The sequence below is a fragment of the Pseudomonas sichuanensis genome (assembly GCF_024749065.1).
Taxonomy (GTDB): Bacteria; Pseudomonadota; Gammaproteobacteria; order Pseudomonadales; family Pseudomonadaceae; genus Aquipseudomonas; species Aquipseudomonas sichuanensis.
The window spans coordinates 287840-305125 of the sequence record NZ_CP087185.1; the positions used below are offsets into that span (position 1 = coordinate 287840).

Annotated in this window: 18 protein-coding genes; 9 read left to right on the forward strand and 9 right to left on the reverse strand. The window is 64.4% G+C overall.

From position 1 onward, the window contains the following. Nucleotides 1–4: 4 nt before the first annotated feature. From ssuD to LOY51_RS01365, 4 genes are read left to right on the forward strand one after another with little or no spacing between them, the layout of a single operon-like run. A complete protein-coding gene (gene ssuD, locus LOY51_RS01350) occupies nt 5–1153 on the forward strand; it encodes an FMNH2-dependent alkanesulfonate monooxygenase (protein WP_110992183.1) in 1149 nt (382 codons plus the stop codon). 10 nt (nt 1154–1163) lie between these two features. After that, nucleotides 1164–1961: an aliphatic sulfonate ABC transporter permease SsuC gene (ssuC, locus tag LOY51_RS01355; RefSeq protein ID WP_110992184.1), complete on the forward strand. Its 798-nt coding sequence runs from the start codon at nt 1164–1166 to the stop codon at nt 1959–1961. Then, nucleotides 1961–2773, forward strand: a complete 813-nt coding sequence (ssuB, locus tag LOY51_RS01360) for an aliphatic sulfonates ABC transporter ATP-binding protein (RefSeq protein WP_125857101.1) — start codon at nt 1961–1963, stop codon at nt 2771–2773. Before ssuC ends, ssuB begins: the two co-directional genes overlap by 1 nt. A 29-nt stretch (nt 2774–2802) precedes the next feature. After that, nucleotides 2803–3018, forward strand: a complete 216-nt coding sequence (locus LOY51_RS01365; protein ID WP_101322556.1) for a TOBE domain-containing protein — start codon at nt 2803–2805, stop codon at nt 3016–3018. A gap of 131 nt (nt 3019–3149) precedes the next feature. Here the strand turns inward: LOY51_RS01365 and LOY51_RS01370 are convergent, their stop codons facing one another. The 4 genes from LOY51_RS01370 to LOY51_RS01385 form a co-directional block, all read right to left on the reverse strand. Further along, the gene (locus LOY51_RS01370; RefSeq protein WP_125857102.1) at nt 3150–3782 is read right to left on the reverse strand and encodes a TetR/AcrR family transcriptional regulator; all 633 of its coding nucleotides are present in this window, start codon (nt 3780–3782) and stop codon (nt 3150–3152) included. Beyond that, on the reverse strand, nt 3782–5359 hold the full coding sequence (gene gshA, locus LOY51_RS01375; protein ID WP_190306027.1) for a glutamate--cysteine ligase: 1578 nt from the start codon (nt 5357–5359) through the stop codon (nt 3782–3784). The genes LOY51_RS01370 and gshA overlap by 1 nt, the downstream gene beginning before the upstream one ends. 253 nt (nt 5360–5612) lie before the next feature. After that, the gene (locus tag LOY51_RS01380) at nt 5613–5996 is read right to left on the reverse strand and encodes a PaaI family thioesterase (protein ID WP_125857104.1); all 384 of its coding nucleotides are present in this window, start codon (nt 5994–5996) and stop codon (nt 5613–5615) included. Continuing rightward, nucleotides 5996–8323 carry a Tex family protein gene (locus LOY51_RS01385; protein WP_258644134.1) on the reverse strand — a complete coding sequence of 776 codons (2328 nt, stop codon included), beginning with the start codon at nt 8321–8323 and terminating at the stop codon, nt 5996–5998. Before LOY51_RS01385 ends, LOY51_RS01380 begins: the two co-directional genes overlap by 1 nt. Before the next feature lie 228 nt (nt 8324–8551). Here LOY51_RS01385 and ompR point away from each other — a divergent pair, with 228 nt between their 5' ends. Both ompR and LOY51_RS01395 read left to right on the forward strand, forming a co-directional pair. Beyond that, the gene (gene ompR, locus LOY51_RS01390) at nt 8552–9292 is read left to right on the forward strand and encodes an osmolarity response regulator transcription factor OmpR (RefSeq protein WP_110992190.1); all 741 of its coding nucleotides are present in this window, start codon (nt 8552–8554) and stop codon (nt 9290–9292) included. Between the two features lie 106 nt (nt 9293–9398). Beyond that, entirely contained in the window at nt 9399–10712 is a 1314-nt protein-coding gene (locus LOY51_RS01395) for an ATP-binding protein (RefSeq protein WP_110992191.1), read from the forward strand. A gap of 107 nt (nt 10713–10819) precedes the next feature. Here the strand turns inward: LOY51_RS01395 and rimK are convergent, their stop codons facing one another. Then, nucleotides 10820–11725: a 30S ribosomal protein S6--L-glutamate ligase gene (gene rimK, locus LOY51_RS01400; RefSeq protein WP_110992192.1), complete on the reverse strand. Its 906-nt coding sequence runs from the start codon at nt 11723–11725 to the stop codon at nt 10820–10822. Next, nucleotides 11722–12204, reverse strand: coding sequence for a retropepsin-like aspartic endopeptidase RimB (rimB, locus tag LOY51_RS01405; RefSeq protein ID WP_110992193.1), 483 nt, complete (start codon nt 12202–12204; stop codon nt 11722–11724). Before rimB ends, rimK begins: the two co-directional genes overlap by 4 nt. Before the next feature lie 109 nt (nt 12205–12313). Between rimB and LOY51_RS01410 the strand changes: the two genes are divergently transcribed. Then, complete coding sequence (locus tag LOY51_RS01410) at nt 12314–12715, forward strand: RNA-binding S4 domain-containing protein (RefSeq protein ID WP_125462211.1); 402 nt, start codon at nt 12314–12316, stop codon at nt 12713–12715. 145 nt (nt 12716–12860) lie between these two features. On the opposite strand, the gene LOY51_RS01415 is transcribed toward LOY51_RS01410, so the two are convergent. Then, on the reverse strand, nt 12861–13661 hold the full coding sequence (locus LOY51_RS01415) for a phosphatase PAP2 family protein (protein ID WP_125857106.1): 801 nt from the start codon (nt 13659–13661) through the stop codon (nt 12861–12863). Between the two features lie 107 nt (nt 13662–13768). Here LOY51_RS01415 and hslO point away from each other — a divergent pair, with 107 nt between their 5' ends. Together hslO and LOY51_RS01425 are read left to right on the forward strand one after the other, a co-directional pair. Beyond that, nucleotides 13769–14671 carry an Hsp33 family molecular chaperone HslO gene (hslO, locus tag LOY51_RS01420; protein ID WP_258644137.1) on the forward strand — a complete coding sequence of 301 codons (903 nt, stop codon included), beginning with the start codon at nt 13769–13771 and terminating at the stop codon, nt 14669–14671. A gap of 179 nt (nt 14672–14850) precedes the next feature. Continuing rightward, nucleotides 14851–16392, forward strand: coding sequence for a phosphoenolpyruvate carboxykinase (locus LOY51_RS01425; RefSeq protein ID WP_125462214.1), 1542 nt, complete (start codon nt 14851–14853; stop codon nt 16390–16392). 58 nt (nt 16393–16450) lie between these two features. Here LOY51_RS01425 and LOY51_RS01430 read toward each other — a convergent pair whose 3' ends face one another. Further along, complete coding sequence (locus LOY51_RS01430) at nt 16451–16723, reverse strand: type II toxin-antitoxin system RelE/ParE family toxin (RefSeq protein WP_125857108.1); 273 nt, start codon at nt 16721–16723, stop codon at nt 16451–16453. Beyond that, nucleotides 16723–17187: a ParC-related protein gene (locus LOY51_RS01435; RefSeq protein WP_258644138.1), complete on the reverse strand. Its 465-nt coding sequence runs from the start codon at nt 17185–17187 to the stop codon at nt 16723–16725. Before LOY51_RS01435 ends, LOY51_RS01430 begins: the two co-directional genes overlap by 1 nt. Between the last annotated feature and the right edge of the window lie 99 nt (nt 17188–17286).

The window sequence follows — 17286 nt, forward strand, 5'->3', positions numbered from 1 at the left end:
TCCAATGAGCCTGAACATCTTCTGGTTCCTGCCCACCCACGGTGACGGCAAGTACCTGGGCACCAGCGAAGGCGCCCGCGCCGTCGACCATGGCTACCTGGCGCAGATCGCCCAGGCCGCCGACCGCCTCGGCTTCGGCGGCGTGCTGATCCCCACCGGGCGGTCCTGCGAGGACTCCTGGCTGGTCGCCGCGTCGCTGATCCCGGTGACCGAGCGCCTGAAGTTCCTGGTCGCTCTGCGCCCGGGGATCATTTCGCCGACCGTGGCCGCGCGCCAGGCCGCTACTCTCGATCGCCTGTCCAATGGCCGTGCGCTGTTCAACCTGGTGACCGGCGGCGACCCTGACGAGCTGGCCGGTGACGGCCTGCACCTGAACCACCAGGAGCGCTACGAGGCCTCGGTGGAGTTCACCCGCATCTGGCGCAAGGTGCTGGAAGGTGAAAACGTCGACTACGACGGTAAACACATCCAAGTGAAGGGCGCCAAGCTGCTCTACCCGCCGATTCAGCAACCACGTCCGCCGCTGTATTTCGGCGGTTCGTCCGAGGCCGCCCAGGACCTGGCCGCCGAACAGGTCGAGCTGTACCTGACCTGGGGCGAGCCACCGAGCGCCGTTGCCGAGAAAATCGCCCAGGTGCGCGAGAAAGCCGCCGCCCAGGGCCGTGAAGTACGCTTCGGTATCCGCCTGCACGTGATCGTGCGGGAAACCAACGAAGAAGCCTGGGCTGCCGCCGACAAGCTGATCTCGCACCTGGACGACGACACCATCGCCCGCGCCCAGGCTTCGCTGGCGCGCTTCGATTCGGTCGGCCAGCAACGCATGGCTGCGCTGCACAACGGCAACCGCGACAACCTGGAAGTCAGCCCCAACCTGTGGGCCGGCGTCGGCCTGGTGCGCGGCGGTGCCGGCACCGCGCTGGTGGGCGATGGCCCGACCGTGGCGGCGCGGGTCAAGGAATACGCAGACCTGGGCATCGATACCTTCATCTTCTCGGGTTATCCACACCTGGAAGAGTCGTACCGCGTCGCTGAACTGCTGTTCCCGCATCTGGATGTGCAGCGCCCGGAGCAACCGAAAACCGGTGGTTACGTGAGCCCGTTCGGCGAAATGGTCGCCAACGACATCCTGCCCAAAGCCGTGTCGCAGAGCTGAGGGCCGGACCATGGGTGCTGATACCTCAACCTCCTGGGCCAAGCGCCTGGCGCCGTGGGCGCTGCCGGTGCTGCTGTTGGCAGTCTGGCAGCTGGCGGTCAGCGCTGGCTGGCTGTCGACGCGCATCCTCCCGGCACCCAGCGCAGTGGTCAGCGCCGGGGTCGAGCTGGTGCGCAGCGGCGAAATCTGGACGCACCTGGCCATCAGTGGCTGGCGTGCCGGGCTGGGCTTCGCCATCGGCGGCAGCCTCGGCCTGCTGCTGGGCTTCATCACCGGCCTGTCGAAGTGGGGCGAGCGCCTGCTCGACAGCTCGGTGCAGATGATCCGCAACGTGCCGCACCTGGCGCTGATCCCGCTGGTGATCCTGTGGTTCGGTATCGACGAGTCGGCAAAGATTTTCCTGGTGGCGCTGGGGACCTTGTTCCCGATCTACCTGAACACCTACCACGGCATCCGCAACGTCGACCCGGCGTTGGTGGAAATGGCGCGCAGCTACGGGCTGTCGGGCTTCGGCCTGTTCCGTCAGGTGATCCTGCCGGGGGCGCTGCCGTCGATCCTGGTCGGTGTGCGCTTCGCCCTGGGCTTCATGTGGCTGACCCTGATCGTCGCCGAGACCATTTCGGCCAACGCCGGCATCGGTTACCTGGCGATGAACGCCCGTGAGTTCCTGCAGACCGACGTGGTGGTGCTGGCGATCGTGCTGTACGCCGTGCTCGGCAAGCTCGCCGACCTGGCCGCCCGTGGCCTGGAGCGTGTGTGGTTGCGCTGGCACCCGGCCTATCAGGTCGCCAAGAAGGAGGGTGCGTGATGACCGTGCTCAAAGAGCAGCCGCCACGCCTGCTGCGTGGCATCCCGCTGGCCGCCAACGGCCTGCGCAAGACCTTTGGCCAGCGCGAAGTGTTGAAGGGCATCGACCTGCACATTCCGGCCGGCCAGTTCGTCGCCATCGTTGGCCGTAGCGGCTGCGGCAAGAGCACCTTGCTGCGCCTGCTGGCCGGGCTCGACAACCCCAGCGCCGGCGAATTGCTGGCCGGTGCCGCGCCGCTGGCCGAGGCCCGGGAGGACACCCGGCTGATGTTCCAGGACGCCCGCCTGCTGCCGTGGAAGAAGGTGATCGACAACGTCGGCCTTGGTTTGTCCGGCGACTGGCGGCAACGGGCGTTGGATGCCCTGGAGGCGGTCGGCCTGGCTGACCGCGCCAATGAGTGGCCGGCGGCCTTGTCCGGCGGCCAGAAGCAACGGGTGGCCCTGGCCCGAGCGTTGATCCATCAGCCGCGCCTGTTGCTGCTGGACGAGCCGCTGGGCGCGCTGGACGCATTGACCCGTATCGAGATGCAGCAACTGATCGAACGCCTGTGGCGTCAGCACGGTTTCACCGTGCTGCTGGTCACCCACGACGTCAGCGAAGCCGTCGCCGTGGCTGACCGGGTGATCCTGATCGAGGACGGCGCCGTCGGCCTCGACCTGCTGGTCGACCTGCCGCGCCCTCGGGCGCGTGGTTCGCACCGCCTGGCAAGCCTGGAAAGTGAAGTGCTGGACCGTGTTCTGTCCGCCCCGGGCACCCCGCCCGAGCCGGAACCTGTAGCCCCTTTGCCCACGCAGCTGCGTTGGGCGCATTGAACCCCGAAGCCAATCAAAGGAAATCAGCCATGACCATCAAAGCCATCAACGTTCGCAACCAGTTCAAAGGCACCGTGAAGGAAATCCTCGAAGGCCCGGTACTGTCGGAAATCGACGTGCAGACCGCCTCGGGCGTGGTGACTTCGGTGATCACCACCCGTTCCGTGAAGGAGCTGGAGCTGCAGGTGGGCAGTGAAGTGATTGCCTTTGTGAAATCGACTGAAGTGTCTATCGCCAAGCTGTGATGCTGCTCGCTATCGGGGCTGCTTCGCAGCCCTTCGCGGGTAAACCCGCTCCCACAGGGTCCGCGCAAGATTTTGACCCTGCGCAGTACCTGTGGGAGCGGGTTTACCCGCGAAGGGTGGCCCCGATAACTTCAGCTGGAGCGCTTGGCCAGAAACGGCGGCAGGTACAGCCCCAGATACGCCTCGAACACCCGCATCCCTTCTTCCGCCATGCGCGGGGTGATCTGCTCGTGCAGCTGCATTGAGCGGGCATACACCCGATCGCTCAGCTCCATCGCCAAGGCGAACACATGCACATCCTGCGGCATCGCCGGCAACTGGAAATGGCGGTCGAACAGCTGGTGCATCAACTCGCCCAGTTCCAGGTCGTGCTGGCGGTCAGCCTGGACCACTTCGCTCAGGCCATGCTGGGCCAGGATCAGTTGCCGCGCTGCGGCGTCCTCGTTGTAGATGTCGAGCATGCGCTGCTCGATCAACCGTGACAGGCCATGCCAGGTGCTGAACGCCGCGCTGTCGATCGGTGCGCTCAAGGCTTCGCGAAAGGCCCGGTGCACATCGGCGGTCAGCGCTTCGAGCAGGGCCGGTACGCTGGCGAAGAAGTGGTACACCGACGACGGCGGGATCTGCGCCCGCTCGGCGACGTTGTAGATCGACAACCCCGCCACCCCTTGCCCGGCCAGCAGCTCGCGCGCAGCTGCCAGGATCGCTTCGATCCTGGCCTGGCTGCTGGCGCGCGGTTTGCGCGGGGTGGCGGTGCGGTTCATCAGTTGCTGATGGCCAGGATGCTGGCCTGGTAGGCGCCGACGAACAGGTCGAAGTCGCCGACTTCCTGCTGTTCCAGGCGCGACTGCTCGGCCAGGGAATCGCGGGCGAGGGTTTCGAAGGCCTGTTGCTGCTCGGCGGGCAGCGGCTGTTCGCGGAAGGTCTCGGCGTGCACGCGGCTCTGGCGCAGGGAGAACTCGATGAAGCTTTCATCGTGTTCGGTCATGCGCGCCAGTACCTGGGCCGACGGGGTCAGTTCAGGGTCATCGACCTTGGCCTGTTGGGCTTGCAGGGCCTTGGCGTGCTCGTTGCCGCCTTGGGCACGGTCGAGCAGCTCGGCCATCTGGCCGATACGGCCGATGAGCTCGCTGGCCCAGTCCTTGAGCGCGATCGGCTGGCCGTTACGCTGCAGCGCAAGGCCCGGGCGACGGCCTTCCTTGACCACGGTCAGGAAGTTGCTGGTGCACTGGCCGCATTCGCCGTTGTCCAGCTGCGGGCTGTCGTCCAGCGCACAGAGCAGCAGGAAGGCGTCGAGGAAGCGCGCTTCGGTGAGGTCGATGCCCACCGGCAGGAACGGGTTGATGTCCAGGCAACGCACTTCGACGTACTGCACGCCACGGGAGATCAGGGCCTGGATCGGCCGCTCGCCGGTGTAGGTCACGCGCTTGGGGCGGATGTTCGAGTAGTACTCGTTCTCGATCTGCAGGATGTTGGTGTTGAGCTGCACCCACTCGCCATCCTTGTGCGTGCCGACCTCGACGTAGGGCGGGTAGGGCGTGCCCACCGCCTTGCGCAGGCTGTCGGTGTAGCTGGCGAGGTTGTTGTAGCAGGGCGTGAGGCCCGCCTGGGCGTTGCTCTGGTAACCCAGGTCGCTCATGCGCAGGCTGGTGGCGTAGGGCAGGTAGAGGGTGTTGGCGTCGAGCTCTTCGAGCTGGTGCGGGCGGCCGCGCAGGAAGCCTTTGTCCAGGGTCGGCGAGGCACCGAACAGGTACATCAGCAGCCAACTGTAGCGGCGGAAATTGCGGATCAGCGCGATGTAGGCCGAGGACTGGTAGTCGCGGTCGTCCTCTGCGCTGCCTTCTTCGGCGCGCAGCAATGGCCACAGTGCTTCAGGCAGCGAGAAGTTGTAGTGGATGCCGGCGATGCACTGCATGGTGCGGCCGTAGCGCAGGGCCAGGCCCTTGCGGTACACGTGCTTGAGCTTGCCGATGTTCGAGGTGCCGTACTCGGCGATCGGGATGTCCTCCTCGGCCGGCAGCGCGCAGGGCATCGACGGGCTCCACAGCAACTCGTGGCCCAGCTTGCTGTAGACGAAGCGGTGGGTCTGTTCGAGGCTTTCGAGCACCTTGGCCGGGTCGGCCAGGGCTGGGGTGATGAACTCCAGCAGCGACTCGGAATAGTCGGTGGTGATCTGCTCGTTGGTCAGCGCCGAACCCAAGGCTTCGGGGTGCGGGGTCTGGGCCAGGCGACCGTCTTCGGTCACGCGCAGGCATTCGCGCTCAATGCCGTGCAGGCACTGCTTGAGCAGGTCGAGGTTGTCGCCGAGCAGGCTCAGGCGGCGGTTGAGGAGGTCGCTCAAGATGGATTCCTTCACGCGTCAGTCGCCCCAATATGGGGGTAGGTATGACGGTCTACAAGGGTAGTTGGGAAAGGAACTGGCGTTGTCGCCTGGTTGCGCGGTTCCGACGCCAATAACGCGGGACCGCTGCGCGCTCCATCGCCGGCAAGCCGGCTCCCACAAGACCCTGTGGGAGCCGGCTTGCCGGCGATGGGCTGCAGAGCAGCCCCAACAGCTATTGCCGGCAAAAATACCGCAGATGGGTCGGTGTCAGCTAGAGAACCGCGAAGGTTCCCTGCGCCTTGGCCACCAACTTGTCGCCCTGGAGCACGTCGGCGTCGACCACCAGCGTGCGCCGCCCGGCATGCAGCACGCGGGCGGTGCACAGCACCTCACCCTCGCTCACGGCGCGCATGTAGTTGATCTTGCACTCGATGGTCACGCTCTGCTGGTCGAAACCATGGCTGGCCGAACAGGCCAGGCCCATGGCGATATCGACCAGGCTGAAGATCGCCCCGCCGTGCAGCTTCTGGCCACGGTTGCGCAACTGCGGCTCGAGCGCCAGGGCTACCTCGGCAACGCCGCTGTCCAGGCGTTGCAGGCGGCAGCCCAGCAGTTGGCTGAAGGCGCTTTCGACGTACTCTTTCGGGACGTCCATCACTTCTTCTTCAACTGCTTGGCGTTGGCGAACAGCGAGGCCATGGCGTTGTTGGCCGGTGCGGCGGCAGTGGTTTCACGCGGGCGCGGTGCCTGCTGCTGGCGGTTGCCGCCATTGCCGCCACGGCTGCCGCCACGGTTGCCTTCGACCTTCTCGCCCGGGGTGTCGCTCATGCGCATGGACAGGCCGACCCGCTTGCGCGGGATGTCCACTTCCATGACCTTGACCTTGACCACATCGCCGGCCTTGACGGCTTCGCGCGGGTCCTTGATGAACTTCTCGGACAGCGCCGAGATGTGCACCAGGCCGTCCTGGTGCACGCCGATGTCGACGAAGGCACCGAAGTTGGTGACGTTGGTCACCACGCCTTCGAGGATCATGCCCGGCTCCAGGTCCTTGAGGTCCTCGACGCCGTCCTGGAAGGTGGCGGTCTTGAACTCGGGGCGTGGGTCGCGGCCGGGCTTGTCCAACTCCTGCAGGATGTCGGTGACGGTCGGCAGGCCGAAGGTTTCGTCGGTGAACTGCTTCGGGTCCAGGCGCTTGAGGAAGCCGCTGTCGCCGATCAGCGAGCGGATGTCGCGCTCGGTGCCGGCGGCGATGCGCTGCACCAGCGGGTAGGCCTCGGGGTGCACGGCGGAGGCGTCCAGCGGGTTGTCGCCGTTCATCACACGCAGGAAGCCGGCGGCCTGTTCGAAGGTCTTTTCGCCGAGGCGGCTGACCTTTTTCAGCGCGGCGCGGGTGGCGAACGGGCCTTTGGCGTCGCGGTGGGAAACGATGTTCTGCGCAAGCGTGGCGTTGAGGCCGGAGATGCGCGTCAGCAGCGCCACCGAAGCGGTGTTGACGTCCACGCCCACGGCGTTCACGCAGTCCTCGACCACGGCATCCAGGCCACGGGCCAGTTTCACCTGCGACACGTCGTGCTGGTATTGGCCGACGCCGATGGATTTCGGGTCGATCTTCACCAGTTCCGCCAGCGGGTCCTGCAGGCGGCGGGCGATCGACACGGCGCCACGGATCGATACGTCCAGATCCGGGAACTCCCGGGCGGCCAGTTCCGAGGCCGAGTACACCGAGGCGCCGGCTTCGGAGACCATGATCTTGGTGATCTTCAGGGCTGGGTATTTCTTAACCAGCTCGGCCACCAGCTTGTCGCTTTCGCGGCTGGCGGTGCCGTTGCCGATGGCGATCAGCTCCACCGAGTGCTTGGCGCACAGGGCGGCCATGATCGAGATCGTGCGGTCCCAGTCGTTCTTCGGCGCGTGCGGGTACACCGTGGTGTAGTCCAGCAGCTTGCCGGTGGCATCGACCACGGCGATCTTGCAGCCGGTGCGCAGGCCCGGGTCGAAGCCCAAGGTAGCGCGCGGGCCGGCCGGGGCGGCCAGCAGCAGGTCGTGCAGGTTGTGGGCGAACACGTTGATCGCCTCGCCTTCGGCGTTGTCGCGCAGCTCGCCGAACAGGTCGGTTTCCAGGTGGGTGTAGAGCTTGACCTTCCAGGTCCAGCGCACCACTTCGCCCAGCCACTTGTCGGCCGGGCGGTTGCGGTTTTCGATGCCGACGTGGTTGCCGATCATCACTTCGCACGGGTGCAGGGTGCCGGGCAGCTCTTCGCCGACTTTCAGCGAGGCGCTCAGCACGCCCTCGTTGCGCCCGCGGAAGATCGCCAGGGCGCGGTGCGACGGGGCGGTGCGCAGCAGTTCGTCATGGGCGAAGTAATCGCGGAACTTGGCGCCTTCCTCTTCCTTGCCGGCCACCAGGCGGGCGCTGAGCACGGCTTCCTGCTTGAGGAAGTTGCGCAGTTTTTCCAGCAGGGCGGCGTCTTCGGCGAAGCGCTCCATGAGGATGTACTTGGCGCCTTCGAGCGCTGCCTTGACGTCGGCCACGCCTTTTTCGGCGTCGATGAAGCGCGCCGCTTCGCTTTCCGGATTCAGTTGCGGGTCGTTGAACAGGCCGTCGGCCAGCTCGCCGAGGCCGGCTTCCAGGGCAATCTGGCCCTTGGTGCGACGCTTCTGCTTGTAGGGAAGGTAAAGGTCTTCGAGGCGGGTCTTGGTGTCGGCGAGCTTGATTTCGCGGGCCAGTTCCGGGGTCAGCTTGCCCTGCTCCTCGATGCTGGCGAGGATGCTGGCGCGCCGATCGTCGAGTTCGCGCAGGTAGCGCAGGCGCTCTTCCAGGTGGCGCAGCTGGGTGTCGTCCAGGCTGCCGGTCACTTCCTTGCGGTAACGGGCGATGAAGGGCACGGTCGAGCCTTCGTCCAACAGGCCCACGGCCGCTTCGACCTGTTGTGGGCGCACGCCCAGTTCCTCGGCGATACGGCTGTTGATGCTGTCCATGAGAACCACCTGACAAATAGTGAATGCAAGGCCGCGGGTGGCTGTTCAGGCCCGGCGGCGCTGGGTGAAAGGCGCGCATTATACCCATCGTGCCGGGCTTGCGGTGATGGCGCCGGGCCATGGGCCGCGGCCTGGAAGTGGCACCATGGGAAAAATCTGCTAACAATGCACACGGCACGCGCTGCAATGGCTACGCCATAATGCGCGGCGATCTCAGAGGAGCAATTCATGACCAGCACCGCAAACGCCGCAGATGGCGACAAGATTCTCATCGTCGACGACGACCCAGGCCTGAGCAGCCTGCTGGACCGTTTTTTCACCAGCAAGGGCTTCCGTGTGCGCACCGTGCCCAACGTCGAACAGATGGACCGCCTGCTGGCCCGTGAGGTGTTCAACCTGGTGGTGCTCGACCTGATGCTGCCGGGCGAGGACGGCCTGTCCGCGTGCAAGCGCCTGCGCGCGTCGAACAACCAGATCCCGATCATCATGCTCACCGCCAAGGGCGACGAGCTCAGCCGTATCAAAGGGCTGGAGCTGGGCGCCGACGACTACCTGGCCAAGCCCTTCAACCCCGACGAGCTGGTGGCCCGGGTCAAGGCCGTGCTGCGTCGCCAGTCGCCGACGGTGCCGGGCGCGCCGGGCAGCGAGGAAGAGACCGTCACCTTCGGTGACTACGAACTGTCGCTGGCCACCCGCGAACTCAAGCGTGGCGACGAAACGCACATGCTTACCACCGGCGAATTCGCCGTGCTCAAGGCCCTGGTGATGCATGCCCGCGAGCCGCTGACCCGCGACAAACTGATGAACCTGGCCCGTGGTCGCGAGTGGGATGCGCTGGAGCGCTCCATCGACGTGCAGATCTCGCGCCTGCGCCGGATGATCGAACCCGACCCGTCCAAGCCGCGTTACATCCAGACCGTGTGGGGCGTGGGCTACGTCTTCGTGCCGGACGGAAACGCCGGTAAATGAGCCAGCCGGCTCGTTGCGACGGTGCAGGGCGGCTCGCAGGAGCCGCCCTGTTTTCGTCTGTGGCGCGCGGCTTTTCCACGTTGCCTTTGCTGATTAGTAGTGATCGATGAAAACCCCTCTCTGGTTCCCGCAAAGTTTCTTCGCCCGCACCCTGTGGCTGGTGCTGATCGTCGTGCTGTTCTCCAAGGCGCTGACCTTGGTGTACCTGCTGATGAACGAGGACGTGCTGGTCGATCGCCAGTACAGCCATGGCGTGGCCCTGACGTTGCGCGCCTACTGGGCGGCGGATGAAGAGAACCGTGACAAGATCGCCGAGGCTGCCGGGCTGATCCGGGTCACCGGTTCCGGCGTGCCGGAAGGCGAGCAGCACTGGCCGTACAGCGAGATCTACCAGCGCCAGATGCAGGCCGAACTGGGTGATGACACCGAGGTGCGCCTGCGCATCCACGCGCCACCGGCGCTGTGGGTGAATGCGCCGAGCCTGGGCCCGGGCTGGCTCAAGGTGCCGCTGTACCCGCATCCATTGCGCGGGCAGAAGATCTGGAACGTGCTGGGCTGGTTCCTGGCCATCGGCCTGTTGTCCACCGCCTCGGCGTGGATCTTCGTGCGCCAGCTCAACCAGCCGCTCAAGCGCCTGGTGTTCGCCGCCCGCCAGCTGGGCCAGGGGCGCAGCGTGCGCCTGCCGGTCAGCGACACCCCCAGCGAGATGACCGAGGTGTACAAGGCGTTCAACCAGATGGCCGAGGACGTCGAACAGGCTGGGCGTGAGCGCGAGTTGATGCTGGCCGGTGTCTCCCATGACTTGCGCACGCCCTTGACCCGGCTGCGCCTGTCGTTGTCGCTGATGGGCAACGACAGCGACCTCAGCGACGACATGGTCCGCGACATCGAAGACATGGATGCGATCCTCGACCAGTTCCTGGCGTTCATCCGTGACGGGCGCGACGAGCCGGTGGAGGAGGTCGACTTCAACGAGCTGATCCGTGAAGTGGTGGCGCCGTACAACCAGCCCAAGGAGCGCGTGCGCCTGTGCCTGGAGCCGATCCCGCCGTTCGCGCTGCGCCGTGTGTCGCTCAAGCGCATGCTCGGCAACCTGATCGGCAACGCCCTGCACCACGCCGGCAAGGGCGTGGAGGTGGCGGCCTATGTGTCGGGTGACCAGAGCGCGCCTTATGTGGTGCTCAGTGTGCTGGACCGTGGTACGGGCATCGATGAATCGGAGCTGGAGACCATCTTCAACCCGTTCATCCGTGGCGACCGGGCACGGGGTGGCAAGGGCACCGGGCTGGGGCTGGCGATTGTCAAGCGGATTGCCGCGCAGCATGGTGGCAATGTCGAGTTGCGCAACCGGTCCGGTGGCGGGATCGAGGCGCGGGTGAGACTGCCGCTGGGGTTGCTGTTGCCGCGTAACGCCGTCTGATCGTTGTTGCTTGTACCGGCCTCTTCGCGGCTAAAGCCGCTCCCACAGAGAACATGCAAAACCCTGTGGGAGCGGCTTTAGCCGCGAAGAGACCGGTACAGGCACCATCAACCCTTGCCCTTGGTCCGGGTCTGATTCGGCCCGCCATTCTTCTCCAGGTGCTCGATGATCATCCCGGCCACATCCTTGCCGGTGGTCACCTCGATCCCCTCCAGGCCCGGTGAGGAATTCACCTCCATCACCAGCGGCCCGTGATTGGAGCGCAGGATATCCACACCCGCCACGCTCAGCCCCATCACCTTGGCCGCGCGGATCGCCGTCATGCGTTCCTCGGGGGTGATCTTGATCAGGCTGGCCACGCCACCGCGGTGCAGGTTGGAGCGGAATTCGCCGGGCTTGGCCTGGCGCTTCATCGAGGCGATCACCTTGTCGCCGACCACGAAGCAGCGGATGTCGGCGCCGCCGGCCTCCTTGATGTACTCCTGGACCATGATGTTCTGCTTCAGGCCCATGAACGCCTCGATCACCGACTCGGCGGCCTTGGTGGTTTCGCACAGCACCACGCCGATGCCCTGGGTGCCTTCGAGCACCTTGATCACCAGCGGTGCGCCGTTGACCATCTGGATCAGGTCAGGAATGTCGTCCGGCGAATGGGCGAAGCCGGTGATCGGCAGGCCGATGCCGCGGCGCGACAGCAGCTGCAGCGAGCGCAGCTTGTCCCGCGAGCGGGCGATGGCCACCGACTCGTTGAGCGGGTAGACGCCCATCATCTCGAACTGGCGCAGCACCGCGCAGCCGTAAAAGGTGACCGAGGCACCGATGCGCGGGATCACCGCATCGAAGCCTTCCAGCGGCTTGCCGCGGTAATGGATCTGCGGCTTGTGGCTGGCAATGTTCATGTAGGCCCGGAGCGTGTCGACCACCACCACTTCATGGCCCCGCTGGGTACCGGCCTCGACCAGGCGGCGGGTGGAATACAGACGCGGATTGCGCGACAGCACAGCGATCTTCATGCAGCACCTGTGACAGGGGAAAGGGTGGCCGGGAAGGCCGGTTTGTCCTGGACGTACTTGAGGCCGGGGTTGACGACCAACTGGCCATGGATGAGCGCTTTGGAGCCCAGCAGCAGCCGATAACGCATGTTCTTGCGGCAGGCCAGGGTGAACTCCACTTCCCAGACCCGGTCGCCAAGTGCCAGGGTGGTGCGGATCACGTAGCGGGCCTGGGCCTGGCCGTTGGAGCTCTTGATGCTTTTCATGGTCACCAGCGGCGCCTCGCAGCGCCGATGGCGCAGTTGCACCACCGAGCCCAGGTGCGCGGTGAATCGCACCCAGGGCTGGCCATCGCGCTCGAAGGGTTCGACGTCGGTGGCGTGCAGGCTCGAGGTGCTGGCGCCGGTGTCGATCTTGGCGCGCAGGCCGGCCAGGCCGAGGTCGGGCAGGGCGACCCACTCGCGCAGGCCGATCACAGTCAGGTGGTCAAATGTCTTCACGGAGCGTGCCCTGCGGATAAGGTGGTGAACTGTAATGACGGCACGGACTTTTTGCATCCGTCAGTCACGGTAGTACAGTTCCGTGAAAGACAGAATTCGAGGAAAAACCATGGCACAAAAGCCCGAAGACGATGACAAGGTCCGCCTGGACAAATGGCTGTGGGCGGCACGCTTCTACAAGACCCGCGCACTGGCCAAGGCGGCCATCGAGAGCGGCAAGGTGCACTGCCGGGGCGAGCGTTGCAAGCCAGGCAAGGAGCCACGGGTGGGCGACGAATTCCTGCTGCGCACGGGCTTTGACGAGCGCACCGTGGTGGTCAGGGCGTTGTCGGCGGTACGCCGTGGCGCGCCGGAGGCGCAAGCGTTGTATGAAGAAACCGCCGAGAGCGTGAAGCGCCGCGAGCAGGCGGCCGAGCTGCGCAAGGCAGGGGCGATGGGCGTGACTACCGACGGGCGGCCGAACAAGAAGCAGCGACGGCAGATTCACCAGCTGCATGGCAGTTTCGAGTGATGGGATTACGTAGTTTGTAGGAGCGGCCTTGTGCCGCGATGGGCTGCAAAGCAGCCCCAGAATCTCTGCCTTTGCACAAATTCGGGGGCTGCTTCGCAGCCCATCGCGGCACAAGGCCGCTCCTACAGGGACCGCGATCAGTTGATCACATGGCGCGCATCACGCTCATGCGCCCGACCAGCGGCAGTTTGCCGAACAGGTCGAACAGCGGCGCCGTCCAGCGCACCAGCGCCCGGCTGGCGTTGGCCGCCAGCGGCGTGTGGCAGCTCCAGCCCAGGGCCAGCACCGCCATCAGCAGGCCACCGATGTAGTCATCCTGGCCCCAGTGGGCGCCCGCTACCAGGCGCGGCAGCATGAACAGGCAGGCCAGCGCCCAGATCACCAGGTGCTGTACCAGCCGGCGGCTGAACAGGCTCATGAACAGCGCCCAGACCAGCAGCACCGAGGCATGGTCACCCGGGAAGCTCTGGCCGGAACGGTCCTTGAGCTCCCACTTGGCTTCCAGGTTCGGGTAGAGGTCGCTCAGGTGAACAGCGTTGTCGATGACCATCGACGGGCTCTTGTGTTGCCAACCCATTGCACCGACCCACTTGGAAAACAGCGCACGAATCACCACTAAGAGTAAAAGGGTCACCAGGAAGCCGAAAAACGCCTGGCGCACCTGAATTGCCTTGAATACCCAGTCGCCGCGGATCAGCAGCGACAGCATGATCACCCCGACCAGGAGGTCGAACGGGCGAAGGCTGCCGACGGCCCAGATGGAGCGCCAGAGCACGTGGTCGGCCAGTGGGGCGTTGAGGCTGTGGAACAGCCACTCGTCGAAAGTCAGGCACAGGTTCTGGCCAACGGGCCATAACCAGAAACACAGTAGTGCGATGGGCACCAACGTGCAGGCTGCCAAGGGTCCCCAGGACCACCTTGCTTGGAACAGTGGTCGATTATCCATAAAATACCTCGATCTCCAGCGGGAATTAGCGCCTTGTGAGCGCTCTATGACGGACCTTTCAGTCTCCTGCAATTATTTTGTCATCATTTTCAGATAGCCAGACAACCATGAGCGACTTGCCAGATACAGATTTCACCCAACGCTTCCTGTTCGACGACCGCGACGTGCGCGGCGAGATGGTCGCGCTGGAACGCAGCTACGCCGAGGTGCTGGCCAAGCACGATTACCCGCGCCCAGTCCAGCACTTGCTGGGCGAGCTGATGGGCGCCGCTGCGCTGCTGGTCGGCACGTTGAAGTTCGATGGGCTGCTGGTGCTCCAGGCTCAATCCCAGGGCCCGGTGCCGCTGCTGGCCATCGAATACACCAGCGAGCACGAGATCCGCGGGCTGGCGCGCTATGAGGCCGAGCAGATCAAAGAGGATGCGAGCCTTGCCGACCTGATGCCCGGCGGCCACCTGGTGCTGACCATCATTCCGGTCAACGGCCAGCGCTACCAAGGCACCGTCGAGCTGGATGGCAAGGACCTGTCGGAGTGCTTCACCAACTACTTCGTCATGTCGCAGCAGGTGAATACCAGCATCACCCTGGCCGCCGATGGCGTGCGCGCCCGTGGCCTGCTGGTGCAGCAACTGCCGGCCGAGATCCACAAGGACATCGAGGAACGCGACGAAAGCTGGGCCCACGTGAAGGCGCTGGCCAACACCGTGAAGGCCGAAGAGCTGATCGGCCTGGACAACGAAACCGTGCTGCACCGCCTGTACCACGAGGACGCGGTTCGCCTGTTCGATATCCAGCCGCTACGCTTCCGCTGCAGCTGCTCGCGCGAGCGTTCCGGCAACGCCCTGATCAGCCTCGGCGAAGCCGATGCCAAGGCGCTGGTGGCCGAATGCGGCGGCCAGGTCGAGATCGATTGCCAGTTCTGCAATGAACGCTATCTCTTCGATGCAAGCGATGTTGAGCAATTGTTTGCCGGTGGTGGCACCGACGCACCATCAGAAACTCACCACTGAAACGGTTAACTACAGGACTTTCTCCTGTCGAATTGCGCAAAAGCGCAGTTCTGACAGGAGGGGCCTACTTTTTTTGGGCGTTTCTGGCATAATCCGGCCACTTTTTTCGCTGTAGTAGTTTTTTCGAGACAACTACAAAACGTTTGGAGCACTCGGCCTCGGGCCGGATGGGGTATCTCATGACGCAAGCCAACAACACCGTGTACACCGACCTGAGCGTCGATGAGCTGGTAAAAGAAGCGCTGTCCCGCGGTGAAGGCGTGCTGGCCGATACTGGCGCGCTGGTGGTGGAAACCGGTCATCGCACCGGCCGTTCGCCGGCTGACCGTTTCATCGTCGAAGAACCTTCCACCCAGGACCAGATTGGCTGGGGCCCGATCAACCGCAAGTTCCCGGCCGACAAGTTCGATGCCCTGTGGGACCGCGTGGAGGCGTTCAACAACGCCCAGGATCACTTCGTTTCCTACGTTCACGTAGGTGCCGCGGCCGAGCACTACCTGCCGGTCAAGATGACCACCCAGACCGCCTGGCAAAACCTGTTCGGCCGTTGCCTGTTCATCAACCCGGAGCAGTACAACCCGGCTGGCCGTGGTGAGTGGCAGATCCTCAACGTCGCCAACTTCGAGTGCGTGCCTGAGCGTGACGGCACCAACTCCGATGGCTGCGTGATCATCAACTTCGCTCAGAAGAAGGTGCTGATCGCCGGCATGCGTTACGCCGGTGAAATGAAGAAAGCCATGTTCTCGGTGCAGAACTTCCTGCTGCCGGCCGCCGACGTGCTGCCGATGCACTGCGCCGCCAACATCGGCGAAGAGGGTGACGTCACCCTGTTCTTCGGCCTGTCCGGCACGGGTAAGACCACCCTGTCGGCCGACGAAAGCCGTTACCTGATCGGTGACGACGAGCACGGCTGGGGTGAGGGTGTGGTCTTCAACATCGAAGGCGGTTGCTATGCCAAGTGCATCGACCTCTCCGAGAAGAACGAGCCGGTCATCTGGAAAGCCATCAAGCACGGCGCGGTGCTGGAAAACGTCGTGATCGACGCCAACAAGCACGCCGACTACGCCGATGTAAGCCTGACCCAGAACAGCCGTGCCGCCTACCCGCTGGCGCACGTCGAGAAGGTTTCGGCAGAGAACCTGGGCGGCGAGCCGAACGCGGTCATCTTCCTGACCTGCGACCTGACCGGCGTACTGCCGCCAGTGTCGATCCTGAACAACGAGCAGGCGGCCTACCACTTCCTGTCCGGCTACACCGCGCTGGTCGGTTCCACCGAAATGGGTTCGGGCGGCGGCATCAAGTCGACCTTCTCCACCTGCTTCGGCGCGCCGTTCTTCCCGCGCCCGGCTGGCGTTTACGCCGAGCTGCTGATCAAGCGCATCAAGGCGTTCGGCTCCAAGGTCTACCTGGTCAACACCGGCTGGACCGGCGGTGGCTACGGCGTTGGCAAGCGCTTCAGCATCCCGACCACCCGTGGCGTGATCGCCGCCATCCAGAGCGGCGCTCTGGTCGGTGCCGAAACCGAGCACCTGGACATCATCAACCTGGACGTGCCGAAGGCCGTTCCGGGCGTCGAGACCGAGCTGCTCAACCCGCGCAACACCTGGGCTGACAAGGCTGCCTACGACGAAGCTGCCCAGGGCCTGGCCAAGCTGTTCATCGAAAACTTCAAGAAGTTCGAAGTTTCCGACGCCATCAAAGGCGCTGGCCCGCAACTGTAAGCGGCTGCCGGTTCGAATGAAAAAGCCGCCCTTCGGGGCGGCTTTTTTGTTTCTGCCCTCAGGGCCATTGTTGTCGAGCGTGCAGAATGCGGATGATCTCGATCTGATCCACCAGGGTTCGGTAGACCATTACATAGTTCGGGTGCACGACGATTTCGCGTGTTCCGGGTCGGCGCCCGGGCTTGTATAGGGCTGGGTACTGTGCGGCGCGCCTAGCCTTATCCCTGAATGTTTCATCCAGCACTTCGGCTGCAATCGGATTGTCCTCGGCAATAAGCTCAAGGATCCGCAAGCGATCCTTGTAAGCCATGGACGACCAGGTAAGGCGCATCAGCCTTTTTTGGCTCGCAACTCAGCGCGGCGGGCGGCAAAGAATCTTTCTACCTCGGCATCATCCATAGCGGGCGAGGGATCGCGCAGGCTCGCTTCGACCTGCTCGACGAACCAGGCATCGTAAGCGGCGGCCTCATGGGCGCGCTTGAGTGCTTGCGCGCGATCCGGTCGTTGATAGGTACTGGTTTGTTGTGGATCGTAGGTTGAGGTGTCGACCTGAAAATGGTCGATGCCCAACTCGTGCAGGTAGCTGACAAGTGTTTCGAATTTTTTGAACAGCCTTACATTGCCGCTACGCTGCGCAGTAAGCACGTGCTCCTGGTCATTGATGTCGACCTGAATGGCCCAGCCGCCAGGCTGCCCGACGATATGGGTGGCGTTGATGCGCCCATTGACGGCCATGCGGCTGAGGATGGTGTGATCCAGCTGTTGGGTAGGCACCGGCGAGTGTCTCGGTTTCATGAAGATGGACCATGCTATGCAATCTATTGTTGATTGCGACTATAGGCGTTCCCAAGTCCATGTGGGAAGCTTCCCTGATGTGCAAAAGACAACACAGGA

Excerpts from the sequence above, each read along its gene's own strand:
- ssuC (WP_110992184.1), top strand. The coding sequence starts at position 1,164 with ATGGGTGCTGATACCTCAACCTCCTGGGCCAAGCGCCTGGCGCCGTGG.
- ssuB (WP_125857101.1), top strand. The coding sequence starts at position 1,961 with ATGACCGTGCTCAAAGAGCAGCCGCCACGCCTGCTGCGTGGCATCCCG.
- LOY51_RS01385 (WP_258644134.1), bottom strand. The coding sequence starts at position 8,323 with ATGGACAGCATCAACAGCCGTATCGCCGAGGAACTGGGCGTGCGCCCA.
- ssuD (WP_110992183.1), top strand. The coding sequence starts at position 5 with ATGAGCCTGAACATCTTCTGGTTCCTGCCCACCCACGGTGACGGCAAG.
- LOY51_RS01380 (WP_125857104.1), bottom strand. The coding sequence starts at position 5,996 with ATGGACGTCCCGAAAGAGTACGTCGAAAGCGCCTTCAGCCAACTGCTG.
- LOY51_RS01365 (WP_101322556.1), top strand. The coding sequence starts at position 2,803 with ATGACCATCAAAGCCATCAACGTTCGCAACCAGTTCAAAGGCACCGTG.
- LOY51_RS01430 (WP_125857108.1), bottom strand. The coding sequence starts at position 16,723 with ATGCGCCTTACCTGGTCGTCCATGGCTTACAAGGATCGCTTGCGGATC.
- hslO (WP_258644137.1), top strand. The coding sequence starts at position 13,769 with ATGAGCGACTTGCCAGATACAGATTTCACCCAACGCTTCCTGTTCGAC.
- rimK (WP_110992192.1), bottom strand. The coding sequence starts at position 11,725 with ATGAAGATCGCTGTGCTGTCGCGCAATCCGCGTCTGTATTCCACCCGC.
- LOY51_RS01395 (WP_110992191.1), top strand. The coding sequence starts at position 9,399 with ATGAAAACCCCTCTCTGGTTCCCGCAAAGTTTCTTCGCCCGCACCCTG.
- LOY51_RS01435 (WP_258644138.1), bottom strand. The coding sequence starts at position 17,187 with ATGAAACCGAGACACTCGCCGGTGCCTACCCAACAGCTGGATCACACC.
- LOY51_RS01415 (WP_125857106.1), bottom strand. The coding sequence starts at position 13,661 with ATGGATAATCGACCACTGTTCCAAGCAAGGTGGTCCTGGGGACCCTTG.
- LOY51_RS01425 (WP_125462214.1), top strand. The coding sequence starts at position 14,851 with ATGACGCAAGCCAACAACACCGTGTACACCGACCTGAGCGTCGATGAG.
- LOY51_RS01370 (WP_125857102.1), bottom strand. The coding sequence starts at position 3,782 with ATGAACCGCACCGCCACCCCGCGCAAACCGCGCGCCAGCAGCCAGGCC.
- LOY51_RS01410 (WP_125462211.1), top strand. The coding sequence starts at position 12,314 with ATGGCACAAAAGCCCGAAGACGATGACAAGGTCCGCCTGGACAAATGG.
- ompR (WP_110992190.1), top strand. The coding sequence starts at position 8,552 with ATGACCAGCACCGCAAACGCCGCAGATGGCGACAAGATTCTCATCGTC.